This window comes from Hyunsoonleella pacifica (genome assembly GCF_004310335.1).
GTDB lineage: Bacteria > Bacteroidota > Bacteroidia > Flavobacteriales > Flavobacteriaceae > Jejuia > Jejuia pacifica.
In genome coordinates, this window is record NZ_SIRS01000001.1 from 285,522 (window position 1) to 299,146 (window position 13,625).

The following is a 13,625-nucleotide window of genomic DNA, read 5'->3' on the forward strand; positions in this document are numbered from 1 at the left end:
ACGTGTTATTTATTTTAATATCAGTATAATAAATACTAAAATAACTATGGAAAAAATTACTTTAAAATCAATATTGTTTTTCTTTTTTACGTTATGTTCGCTTTTTGTAACCGCTCAAGACGCACCACCTTCTGATGATATCTTCAGACTGAAAAATGTAGAAACAGGGTTATTCTTAACCGATTCAGGTTCAAGTGCAACAGCAGTAACCATGACAAATCTAGGGGAAGCAGATCCGAGTACTCATTTTAGGTTTGTACAAAGTGGAGCATTTTATAACATTGATAGTGAAATCTTAGGAATATTACGTGCACCAGGTTCTGGAGGTCCAGGAGGCCCTTTTGTAGTTGTTAGTACAACTAAAGCTTCTCCAGCGGCTGATGCTGATAAAGTGTGGACGATACAACATAATACAACGGACGATACCTATAGATTTCAATCGGGAAATAGTGGTAGATTTATGTATCATGATGCTAATGGAACGGTAACTCATGTTTCAGTTGCAGCAACAGATGATAGAAGTAATTGGGAGCTTATTCCTTTCGTGGAAATCCCTGTAGTGATAGCTCCAGATGAAGATACGAGCACAGATTTAAATTGCCCAGCTTCTGGTGAGTTCGAAAACAATAGTACCAGAAATGTAGATATACCAGGGTCTGTTAACGTGGGGACTGCGGATGATAGAAGTTGTTACTCCGATTACTCAGAAAGTAATGTTAATGGGAAAGATTGGGGTGTTTATAATATTACTGCTGGCTCCAACCATTGGGATGCACCAAACACCTTACAGCCTAGAATAGAACGTTCTTTAACTAGGTCTGGAGAAACAGGTGTTGGAAGTTATGCAAGATTCACGGGAACATTTAGGATTTTAGAGGTAGGCGATGCTGGTAGTTTTAGTCAAGATGGAACATACATTGCGCAAGCCAAAGGTAAACATACAGGAGGCGGTGGTCCACCAGATCCTGCCATTTGTTTATATAGAGCACATCCTGTTTATGGCACAGGAATAAATGCAGACAAGCAAGTAGCATTTGATATTTATGCCGAGCGTATCTTGGAACGTGGCGGATCAGGTAGTGGTCGGGAAGTTGTTTTTCTAAAGAGAGTAGACAAAAATGCGGAAATTGATTTTGAACTAGAAGTTGGTTTTAGGGTGGATCCAAGTGATGCTACAAAGAAAATTCATTATTGCGATGCAATAATAGGTGGAGACGCTTTTAATTTTAATATTCCAGATCCAGAGAGAGGTACAGAATCAGGTATAAGATACGGAGTATACAGAGTAAGAGGAGGTCGCGCTCAAATAAGATGGGCAAATACTACCTATCAAAGAGAGGAAGTTGTAGATAATTCTGGTACACCGCCTCCTGATGACGTTTTTAGATTAAGAAATGTTGCCACAGGGCAATTTCTAACAGCTGTAGGTTCAAGTGCTGAACCAGTTATCATGACCAATTCAGGTGAAGCTCAAAACACACATTGGACTTTCGTTGAGAGTGGTGCGTATTATAATATTGATAGTGAAACTGTTGGTATATTACGTGCACCGGGTGCTGGCTTTTCTGGAGGTGCGTATCGTGTTGTTAGTACAGGAGCAGCAGCACCATCAAGTGATACAGATAAAACTTGGACGATAGAATATAATGATGTCGACGATACCTACAGATTCGAATCTAGAACTGCTGGCAGATATTTGTATCAAGAGGTAGATGGAACTGTTACACATAGTATAGTTCCAGAATCAGATACTAGAAGTGTATGGGAAGCTATTTCAACTAGTCAAACTTTAAGTGTTTCTGAAGCAGAACTAAAAACTCCTTCAATGAATATATATCCTAATCCAGCAAAAGAAAGGTTTACAATTGCATTAAAAAACATTAACAATGTTGATGGCTTAGAGATTTATAATATTCTTGGAAAACGTGTATATCAAAGTAAATTTAATGGAAATAACTTAGAGGTTGAAAACACAGCTTTTAATACGGGTGTTTATCTGGTAAAAGCATATACAACAGATAATAAAGTATTCCATACTAAGCTAGTTATTAAATAAAGAGCTTTTTGAGAATAAGAAGTTTAACTTCTTATTCTCAAAAAGTATTTACAGAATCATGATATAATTAGGTAATCTTACAATTTTATTTTTTCTAATATTGGTGCTTCACCGAGTTAATATCCCGTTTGTCTTAAAATCAGGACACTTCGGGATGCTTTTTTCTAATATATGTTTGAATTTTAAATGATTTTAATCATAAAAAAGCTAATAGAAAAGACATTGTTATGAAACCACTTCAGTTAATACAAACCTTAATTAAGGACTATATATTTGTTTTAGTACTATATCTTGGTGCTATTTTACTTCCTCTAAAGGCTGCTGCGCAAGTTACATTTGAAAAAGAAGTTAAAATCACAGATATCGCCTTACATTTTGATGGTAATAAAGTCTCTTCAGATACTGCACCAAACTCGAGCACAGGATATGATTATGCATTTGGACCTCAAATATCGGCTCATGGCGATTGTATATTCACTTACAAGCATTATGTGTTTATGACTTGGTACAAAGGTGGTAAAGAAAATCGTAATATGATGTTGACACGTTATAATACAGAAACAGAAACTCAAAAAACAATCGAGTTTCCTCATAAGCATACAGGATTTAGAAATGTATGGTATATAGGAGAATCTCATAATACAATTGGTATAGGTGTTAGCCCTTTAGACGGTACCATACATTTGCTTTTTGACATGCACGCATACACAAGAACAAGACCAACAAATGGTAGTTTAGCAAATGACTATTTTAGATATTCTTATTCTAAAAAAAATGCAGCAGATGTACCTGACGAAGAGTTTACATTAGACCAATTTGTAGAAGATAGTGGTGCAGGAGATTACACACATCTAAGTTTAAATGGAGCTATAGATTATAACGCTTTTTCAGAATTTACATATCCTCAGTTTTTTTTAAATACTCAAGGAGATTTGTTTTTTTCTATGAGAAAAGGATCAAGTCCTAATGGAGGTTATCATTTTGCTAAATATGATGCGAATACATCAACTTGGTCAAGTTTTATAAAATTTGCAGATAAAAATGCAAAAAACTTTGGTGAACCATATAACTGGGGAATGTATGGTAGATTGCAATTTGTTGGAGGGAAAATAGCTATTGGTTTTCAGAAAAGGTCACAAAACACCAATGATAGATACTTGTATCAAAATGGGTTTTACTTTGCATATTCTGATGACCAAAGTGGAGAAACTGGATGGAAAAATTATAAAGGAGAAAGCTTTACAACACCACTTCGTGATGCAGATAAAATTTTAGTATATGAACCTGGAGATTTAGTAACAACTACCCAAAGAAATCAAGTTTATATGGTTGGTAGTTTTGACTGGACAATTACAGAAAGAGGAGATGTACATCTAATAGGTAGAGTAAGAGATGATGAAAATAATGTTACTAAAAATGTACATACTTATAAAAAGGCTGGAGATACAGAATTTACTACTTCTACCGATTTTATAGGAGGGAATCGTTTATTTACCTCTGGAAACAATATTTATATGATTAGGTTAAATTCAGGTAGAATTTATATAGAACAATCTTTGGGAGGTACTAATAATTTTAGGAAAGTTTATGAAGCAACTTCAGGTAAACAATTTAGTCATGGTAGAGCATATGTAAGTAATGGTAAGCTCTATTATTATATGATGGAACAATCTACAGGAGATCAAAGACCTTTATATTTACACATTATAGACTTGGGTATAGATGATAGTCCATTTCAAGTATCTCTAATTTCTCCCATAAATAATGAGAGTTATGAAGCAAATAAACCATTAGAAATTTCAGCTGAAGCCTTTAATGATAACGGAAGTATTTCTAAAGTAGAATTTATTATTAACAACCAGGTTTTTGAAGAAGATACTACAAGTCCATATATTGTAAATTATACGCCAGATACAGAAGGAACATATGCTATAAAAGCAATTGCTTATGATGAAAACAATGCAACAGTATCATCTCAAGAAATTAGTATAGACGTTTTTAGACGAAATGCTAATGATTTATCAGGAGATATTTACAGATTAAAAAATGTGGCTACAGGTAAATATTTAACATCTTCAGGGTCTTCTATAATAACTAGTGATTCTGGTGAGGGTTCAGACAAAGAGTGGCAGCTAGTTAAAGCAGAAGTTCCAGGGTTTGATTATTATAATATAGATAGTGAAGTTAGAGGAACTATTAGATTCACAGGTGGCGCTTCTAGCCCAGGGTTAGTAAGTACTAATTTTGGATCACCAAATACTAATGTGGATAAAATTTGGAGAGTAATTGCAAACAACGATGGTAGTTTTAGTTTTGCGACAAGAACTAGTGACAGATATCTATATCATGCCTCTAATAATACAATGACACATTCTGCAAATACAGATGATAGAAGTAAGTGGCAAGCTATATCTACAAGTCAGGCTCTAAGTATACACGATAATAAATTAAATTCATCTTCAATAAAAATATATCCTAATCCAGCTAATGACAGGTTTACAATTGCATTTAAAAATATAAACAATATTAAGGGTGTAGAAATTTATAGCATTTTAGGAGAACGTATTTATCAAAATGAATCAAACGGAAGTGATTTGGAGGTTGAAAGTGCTAATTTTAAAACAGGTATTTACTTAGTGAAAGCTATTGCAGATGATAATAAAGCTTATCATACAAAGCTAATTATTAAATAAAAATATTCAAAGTATTGAAAGTAAAAGCCAGAGCAAATTTGTTTCTGGCTTTTTAATTTTAACAGGACAAAACAGGATGGCTTATAAAAGTTATCTTTTTAAATTCAACCTGTTTAAATATTTACTAAATGAAAAGACGTAACTTCCTTCAGTTATCAACATTAGCAGGTGTAGGTTTATCATTGCCAATGGCAGGATTATTGAATGCCTGCAAAAGCCACCCAGAACATTCTTTAGAATTTAAAAGTTTAATTACCGATTTGTTAAAAGACTGGAGTGATGCCATGTTAAAACAACAAATTATCAACCCCTCAAACTTAGAATTACACGGATCGTTAGATTGCCCCTCTTGTGAGCACATACATGGACGCTGTATGGATGCCGTATATCCGTTTTTGTACATGGCAGATAAAACAGGAGATGAAAAATATGTTGAAGGTGCTAAGTTGGTCATGACATGGGCAGAAAACAATGTGTCTCAAGAAGATGGTTCATGGACAGTTATAAAAAACCCAAAATCTTGGAAGGGTATTACTGTTTTTGGAGCTATTGCTTTAGCTGAAGGGTTGCATTATCATGCTCATGTGTTAGATGAAGTTACTCGTTTAGCCTGGACTAAGCGTCTTGAAGCAGCAGGACAATACATTTATGATACGTTTACTATCGATTTTACCAACATCAATTACCCAGGAACAGCTGTTTATGGTTTAGATTTAATTGGAGACGTTTTAAATAGGGATGATTTTAAGACGAAAAGTAAAACTTTGGCTTCAGAAGTAAAATCCTATTTCACTAAAAATGAAGGTTTATTGTTTGGCGAATGTAAAAAGAGTTCAAGTAAACTAAGTGAAAAAGGATTGCATGGTGTAGATTTAGGCTATAATGTAGAAGAAACTTTAAATAGTTTGGTCATGTATGCCATAAAGCACAAAGATGAAGAATTACTTCAAATTTTAACCAAATCGTTAAATAGTCATTTAGAATTTATGATGCCAGATGGAGGTTGGGACAATAGTTGGGGTAACAGAATGTACAAATGGACCTATTGGGGTAGTAGAACTTGCGATGGAAGCCAATTGGCTTTTGGAATGATGTCACACATAAATCCTGCATTTGGTACAGCAGCTGTAAAAAATACCGAACTTTTAAAAAGCTGTACTTCAGATGGCTTAATTCATGGAGGTCCTCATTATGTTTCAGCAGGAGTATTGCCTTGTATTCATCATACATTTACACACGCAAAACCACTAACAGCACTTTTAGATCATTGGGAACATTTACCTGAAATAAACAAAAATGCAGCATTACCAAGAGCAACAGCAGATGGTGTAAAGCATTTTAAAGATTTAGATGTGTACCTATTTTCTAGAGGAGATTGGAGAGGAACTGTAAGTGCTTACGATGCTGAATATCATTATAAGAATGATTATCGTCAAGCATCAGGTGGTGCTTTAGGTGTTTTATACCACAATAAAGTTGGTTTAATCTGTGCTGCTAGTATGGCAAAATATGAAATGGTTGAAAAAAACAATCAACAAGTACAACCTGGTAAAGATATTTGTTTAACACCACGTATAGAAAGCTATAAAGATGAGATTTGGTATACTAATTTGTATGATTTACCAGCTACAGTTAGTTCTAAAGATGAAAATGGGACTATTAAATTAGTAGCAGATGTTGCACTAAAAAATGTTAATAGAAAAGAAATTGAAGGAACAGCTTCTAAATTTGATATTACTTATGAGTACAATACAAACGAAACCGCAATTTTTGTAAAAACATCTCAAAAGATTACCACACCAACATCTTTTGTGTTACCTATTGTTTCTCCAAATAGTGAAAAGGTCACTATTGTAAATAAAAATGAAATTACAATACAAAAACCAGAAGGATTGGTTACTATTAAAGCCAATGCGCCTATTAAAACCAAGGAGATAGAAGGAAAAAGAACATTTAACATGGTTCCTGGAGTAGAAGCTTTGCCTTTAGAAGTGTTTTTTAAAGACGATATAGAAAGATTAGAGATAACAATTCAAGTTAGTTAAAAATTGGGTGTAGAGTTTCTAAACTTTCCTGGAGCCAGACCTGTTTTTCGTTTAAATAATCTGTTGAAATAAACGTCAGATTCAAAACCCAATTCAAAAGCAATCTCCTTTTGAGACTTATTCGTATTTAGTAATAATTCTTTAGACTTTTCAATTTTAAGTAATAGATAATATTGCAAAGGAGCAATACCAGTTTGTTTTTTAAAATCTATTCTAAATTTAGAATAACTAACTCCCAAATGTGTAGCGATTTCTTTTAAATTGATGGTGTTATTTATGTTTTTATACATGACGCTTTTTGCTAAAGAAACCATAGAGTTTAACTGATCTATATTGCTCCCTGCACTTTTAATATTATGTAATTCTGCCATTAATTGAAGACAAACTCCAGAGGCTAACCTCTGATAACCATAAGATTCTTCATCAAATAATTTAAAAAGGGTATTAAAGTAATTTAAAACAGAAGGTTTGTTACATTTAGAAATAATAGGAGCATCTGCATTAAAAAATCCATTAGTTAAAAACTGATTGGCTATTTCTCCAGAAAAACCAACCCAGCGTTCTGTCCAACCACTAGTTTTATTAGGCCTATACCTGTGCCAAACTTCAGGAAATAATAAGAAAACATCACCATCAGTAACCTTTAATTTTCCAGTTGAGTTACTTTCAAAAACACCCTCTCCTTTAGTAATTAATACGATATGAAATTCATTAAGGACACGTCCTCTATCCCACGTGAAAAAATATTGATCAGGATGATCTTTGGAAGGGTATAATGTGTGCTTTTTAATAACATTTCGTCCTAAATTATTGATAAAAAAACCCCAAGACTTATCTTTATTAGTAGTGATTAGATATTTTTTATAAGAATTATTCATGTCATTTTGTATAACTAATATATCAAAATGTCAATTGAAAATATCATTCTTATCCAAGAAATTTACAATCAATAACAATTAATTAGAAAATAAGCATTTTACCAGTATTTAACAGGATAGTAAATTATAAGATTAAAAATATATTTACGAAGCTTTAAAAATAAGATGTTTGTTTACCCTTAAAAATATGAAAACTCAATCATTTCGAAAAAGTTGGTCTAAACTAACAACTTCTTTTATTATTTTATTTTTTCTATGTGCATTTTCTGGATGTGATTCTTCATCAGATATAAAAATAGAAGCACTAAGAACGGAGTATCGTTCCAATCCTTTAGGAATAGATAATACAGTACCCAGACTTAGTTGGAAAATACTTGATGAATCTCATATACGAGGTCAAAAACAAACTGCTTATCAATTACTTGTTGCTAGCAGTATAAAAAATCTTGAAGAGAATATAGGAGATATTTGGAACACAGGAAAAGTTACTTCAAGTCAGTCTGTAAATGTGGTTTATGATGGAGTAGATTTAAATTCTTCAAAACAGTATTTCTGGAAAGTAAAAGTTTGGGATGTTTCCAATAAAAGTTCTCAATGGAGTGAGATCGCAAACTTTTCTATGGGATTACTTGAGCAATCTGATTGGAAAGGCGAATGGATATACAAAAAAGATCAAAACAAAAAAGACCATAACTGGTATAGAAAGAATTTCTCCTTAAATGAAGTACCACAGTCGGCGTTCGTTCATGTGGCTTCTTTTGGTTATCATGAAGTGTATATTAATGGTAAAAAAGTTGGAGATGAGGTCATGAATCCTGTGAATTCTTCACTTAAAAAAAGACTTCCTTATTTGACTTATGATATCAATTCTTATTTGCAAGAAGGCGATAATGTTATTGCAATATGGCACGCAGCTGGATGGACTAGATGGGGTAGAATAAAGACTTATTATGATGCACCATTTGTTCTTAAGGCTCAGGCCGAAATCAGCACAGAATCAGGTGCTGTTACATTAACAACTGATACATCTTGGAAATGTAAAAAAAGTTACAGTTCATACAGTGGACCTTGGGATATTTTAGATTTTGGAGGCGAAATTATTGATGAACGCTTGCGTGAAGATAATTGGAATACCGCCGATTATGATGATTCTAATTGGGTTAATGCAACGGTTTTTGACAATAGTAAAGCCAAAGAAGTGGGGATTGCGGATATCAACCTTGGCCCTAAAGGGGCAGTTGTGGTTCCAAGTACCGATGCCAATCCGCCAACTAGCAAAATTACCGCAACCTTAAGTGCGCAAATGGTAGAACCGCAGGTAAGGTATAAACAAGTAAACCCTGTTGGTGTTGCAAAAAATGAAGAAGGCAACTATGTCATTGATATGGGCGAAAATTATACAGGCTATTTTGAAATGAACCTATTTAATGGAAAAGAAGGAGATACGGTTACTTTTGAAGTAGCAGATCATAAAGAAGTAGCCACATCTTGGGAGCAAAGAAGTAAATATATATTTGATGAAACAGGTACCGGCCATTTTACCAACCGTTTTAATTTGGCTGGTGGACGTTGGGTTACGGTTTACGGTATTGATTATAAACCAGAATTAAAAGATATCAAAGGCTATGTAATTACTAATAATCGAAAGCAAATCAGTCAATTTAAAAGTTCTAGTAAATTACTAAATCAAATTTATCAGGTAAATTTAAATACTTACATAGCAAATACTATTGATGGTATTTTGGTAGACTGTCCGCATCGTGAACGCCGTGGTTGGGGAGAAGTAACAGTTGCAGCTATGTATGGCGATGCATTACCAAACTTTGAGAGTGGAGCGTACATGATGCAATACGCACAATTTATGCAAGATGCGCAAGCCGATGATGGTAAAATGAGAGCGGTAATCAATGGCGACGATTTTGAATTTTTAATGTGGATGGCAAATAGCCCAATTACCATTTGGGAAACCTATAGAATGCTGGGCGATAAAAAACTTTTAGAGAATCACTATCCAACTCTACAAAAATGGATGCATTGGTTATACGAACACTCAGATTATGATACTAGTGAGGGATTAAAAATAGGAACACGTGGTACATTAGAATTTCCAGGTTTAGGAGATTGGTGTACCCCAAGAGGTAATTTTTGGAGTTCTAGTAACTCTCCAGAATCAGCACATTTTAACAATTGTGTTTACGCATTTATGTTAGAGTCTGCCTTAAAAATAGCTAAAACCTTAAGAAAAGAAGAAGATGCCAAAATCTATGCAAAACGTTTAGAAGTACAACGCAAAGCAACCCATAAAAAATTGTACGATGCTAAGACAGGAAAATATGGTCTTGGGCATCAGGTAAATCAAGCTTTTGCATTACTTTCTGGAGTTACCCCAAAATCTGAACAAGAAAAGGTGTACAATAATTTAGTAGATCAGGTATTGTACAAATTTCCCTATTATGACACAGGTAGTTCAGGACAAGCTTTGTACACTCGATATTTTATAGAACATGGAGAGCGTATGGATTTAATTTACGAGCTATTAAAAGACAAACGACATCCAAGTTATGGTTACTTTTTAGAGCAAGGGAAAACCGTTTGGCCAGAACGATGGTCTGCCATTGGGAATAGTCAAATCCATACGTGTTATACTGGAATTGGAGGTTATTTTATCAAAGGTTTTGCTGGAATTCGTCCAGATAAATTACATCCAGGAATGCAACATTTTATTGTTAAACCAGTTCCTGTTGGCGATTTAACTTTTGCTAATGCAACCCATGAATCTATGTATGGAACTATTGTTTCTAATTGGAAAATAAATAACCAAGAAGCTACGTTTCACATTGAAGTTCCAGTAAATACATCGGCAAAAGTATATGTACCTGCCACTAAAAAAGAGGTTGTTTTTGAAAGCGACAGTGTAGCAGATCAATCAAACGAGATCACATACATTGGTACCGAAAAAAATGATACAGTTGGCAATTATATCATTTATGAAGTAGGTTCAGGTATCTACAATTTTAAAGTTTCAGAATTACCAGAAGTAAGCTATCCAGATCCAATAGAGCAGCCAGATAACTTAGCATTAATAGGACGTATGAATGCTTCATCAATGACCATTCAATCAGAAAAACTACCAGTTTTTGAGGCGTTTCGTGCAAACGACGAAAACTACGAAACGTTTTGGAAAGCCAAAGGATCATTAAATGAATGGATAGAAATAGAATGGTTTAAACCACAGACATTTAATACAATAGTGCTTAAAGAAAATGGCGATAATATATCAAACTATACACTTCAATTTCTAGAGAATGGTAAATGGAAAAATATTTTAAGTGGAACTTCTTGTGGAGCCAATAAAAGCCATAATTTTAAAGCAATTACCACATCAAAATGTAGGTTGCTAATATCAGAAGCAAAGAGAAAACCAATGATTTCTGAATTCCAAATCTATAAGAAGTAGATTAAAAAAAGAACACATAAACTACTTATGAAATTTAAAACTCTTTTAATTCTATTAATTTTTATAATGCCGAGTTTAAGTGCTTTCGGTCAGTTCCAAAATAATAGTATTAGTTGGGAGCAAGCAAAATGGATTGGGTATACCAAAGACGATCGTTTAGAAAAATGGTCAACGAGAGATTTTATTAGAAATCAACCTCCAATGGATATCAATACTTGGAAACCAACCGAAAAAGATTTAAAAGCGGTTCGTCGTAAAGCACATCCATCAGTATTATTAAGAAAATCATTTTCTGTAACTAAAGAAATTGAGTCTGCACAAATTGCGATTTGTGGCTTAGGTCTTTATGAATTATATCTTAATGGAAATAAAGTTGGAGACAGAGTACTTGACCCTGCACAAACTTCTTATGATGAACGTGCTTTTTTTGTTCGCCATAATGTTACATCATTTCTTAAAAAAAATAACGGATTAGGAATTATGTTGGGCAATGGTTTTTACGGACAGAATATAGCATTTTGGCCAGGGCTTGCTTATGGAAAACCACGTGCAATTGCTGTACTTGATATAACCTATACAGATGGAACAAAAAAGCAAATTGTAACTGATCAAAGTTGGAAAGCACATGCTAGTCCAATACTATTTGATAATGTATATCATGGAGAAACGTATGATGCTAGAAAGGAAATAAAAGACTGGTCTAATTATGGGTGTAATGATGCTTCTTGGTATGAAGCAGAACTGATGAAAGCACCAACAACTAATTTGATAGAGCACGAGTTGGAGCCGATGAGAAAAGTTAGAAAAGTAAATCCAGTTGCTGTTTTACCAGCTGAAAAAGGTTGGATTATTGACTTGGGGCAAAATATGACAGGTTGGCTAGAAATTAATATTGAAGAACAAGAAGGAACTGAAGTAAAAATGCATTTTGCAGAACATCTAATGCCCGACAAGAAAAATATCGATCCAGCCTCTACAGGAATTCATGTTGTGGGTAACACGCAAACAGATATTTACATTTGTAAAGGAAATGGAGCTGAAACTTGGGAACCTCGTTTTACTTATCATGGGTTTCGTTATGCTCAAATAGAAGGTTTAACCAAAAAACCAAGTTTAGACCAGTTTACGGGTTGGTTAGTTCGTACAGATGTAGAACGTATAGGAAGTTTTAGATGTTCTAACGAGCAAATAAATACCTTTTATGACGTTTCTATGTTGACTATTGAAGACAATCTGCAAGGATTATTAAGTGATTGTCCGCATCGTGAACGTTGTGCATGGATGGGAGATGCTTATGTAGTAGCTGAAGCGGCTAGTTATAATTTTGATTTACAGGGTTTATGGCAAAAAACAACAAATGATATTAAAACTGTAATCGGAAAATCTAAAGCACATTTTAAAGACCCTTTTCCTTATGATGAAAGAGCACCTGCTAATATTTCTGTTGGGAAACGTCTGTGTTTACAGGCAAGGCCAGATTGGGGAGCAGCTACAGTCATGATTCCGTGGTTTTCTTATGTGTACTTTGGAGATAAAAAAATAGTTGAAGATTCTTGGATTATGATGCAAGGTTGGATGGGGTATTTGGATGAAAAGGTGCAAGAAGATGGAATAATAAATGGTGGATTTGGAGATTGGTGTCCACCAGGAGGAAATCCTAATATGGATACACCACCGGCTTTATCCTCTACCGCATTATATTATCAAAATTTAGTTGCTATGAGAAAAATGGCAATTATTTTAGATAAGGAAACACTTGCTAAAACATACGAACAAAAAGCAACGTTTGTAAAAAATGCTTTCAATGCTAAGTTTTTTAATAAAGAAACCAATTCTTATGGTTCTCAAACAGGAAATTCATTTGCTTTATATTCTGGATTAGTTTCTGAGCAGAAAGCGCAATTGGTTGCTGATAATTTAGCGCAACTCATCATGAAGAAGAATAAAGGCTATTATACTACAGGTATTTTCGGACACAGACCATTGTATACAGTTTTAAATGATTTCGGTCATAGTGATGTTACAAAACACTTATGGGATCGTACTGATTTTCCCAGTTTAGGCTTTGTAACAGAAACTCATGGTTTAACAACCTGGCCAGAACATATCGCCAATTGGGATAAAACAAAACGTTATCATAGAAATTCATTTAATCACCCTATGAATAGTGGTTTTGCTGCTAGTTTTCATGAAAGTTTAGGTGGAATTCGTCCAGATGAGAATCATCCAGGATTTAAAAAATTCTATTTGAAACCTACTTTTTTAGAAGGTCTACAATGGTGCGAAGTTGATTATGAATCGCCTCAAGGAGAAATTAAAAGCTATTGGAAAAGGAATACAAAAGTAATTACTTGGTCTGTAACAGTTCCTAAAAATTCTACTGCTTTGGTTCAATTGCCAATGTATATATCAAAGCAAATCAAAGTAAATAATAAACGAGTTAAAAGTAATACGTTCGAACTAGATTCGGGCGAATATATAATTAGTATTAAGTAA

Annotated in this window: 6 protein-coding genes; 5 read left to right on the forward strand and 1 reads right to left on the reverse strand. The window is 33.9% G+C overall.

Annotated features, from left to right (window positions below; genetic code table 11):
* Positions 1-46 precede the first annotated feature (46 nt).
* The 3 genes from EYD46_RS01215 (at position 47) to EYD46_RS01225 (ending at position 6,794) form a co-directional block, all read left to right on the forward strand.
* On the forward strand, positions 47-2,056 hold the full coding sequence (locus EYD46_RS01215) for a T9SS type A sorting domain-containing protein (protein ID WP_130935233.1): 2,010 nt from the start codon (positions 47-49) through the stop codon (positions 2,054-2,056).
* 227 nt (positions 2,057-2,283) lie between these two features.
* Positions 2,284-4,749, forward strand: coding sequence for a T9SS type A sorting domain-containing protein (locus EYD46_RS17650; protein WP_165454311.1), 2,466 nt, complete (start codon positions 2,284-2,286; stop codon positions 4,747-4,749).
* A gap of 128 nt (positions 4,750-4,877) precedes the next feature.
* The gene (locus EYD46_RS01225) at positions 4,878-6,794 is read left to right on the forward strand and encodes a hypothetical protein (RefSeq protein WP_130935234.1); all 1,917 of its coding nucleotides are present in this window, start codon (positions 4,878-4,880) and stop codon (positions 6,792-6,794) included.
* On the opposite strand, the gene EYD46_RS01230 is transcribed toward EYD46_RS01225, so the two are convergent.
* Positions 6,791-7,672, reverse strand: coding sequence for an AraC family transcriptional regulator (locus EYD46_RS01230; protein WP_130935235.1), 882 nt, complete (start codon positions 7,670-7,672; stop codon positions 6,791-6,793). The genes EYD46_RS01225 and EYD46_RS01230 overlap by 4 nt on opposite strands.
* A gap of 187 nt (positions 7,673-7,859) precedes the next feature.
* On the opposite strand from EYD46_RS01230, the gene EYD46_RS01235 reads away from it, so the two are divergent.
* Complete coding sequence (locus EYD46_RS01235; RefSeq protein ID WP_130935236.1) at positions 7,860-11,129, forward strand: family 78 glycoside hydrolase catalytic domain; 3,270 nt, start codon at positions 7,860-7,862, stop codon at positions 11,127-11,129.
* Positions 11,130-11,156: 27 nt separating this feature from the next.
* Positions 11,157-13,625 carry a family 78 glycoside hydrolase catalytic domain gene (locus EYD46_RS01240; RefSeq protein WP_130935237.1) on the forward strand — a complete coding sequence of 823 codons (2,469 nt, stop codon included), beginning with the start codon at positions 11,157-11,159 and terminating at the stop codon, positions 13,623-13,625.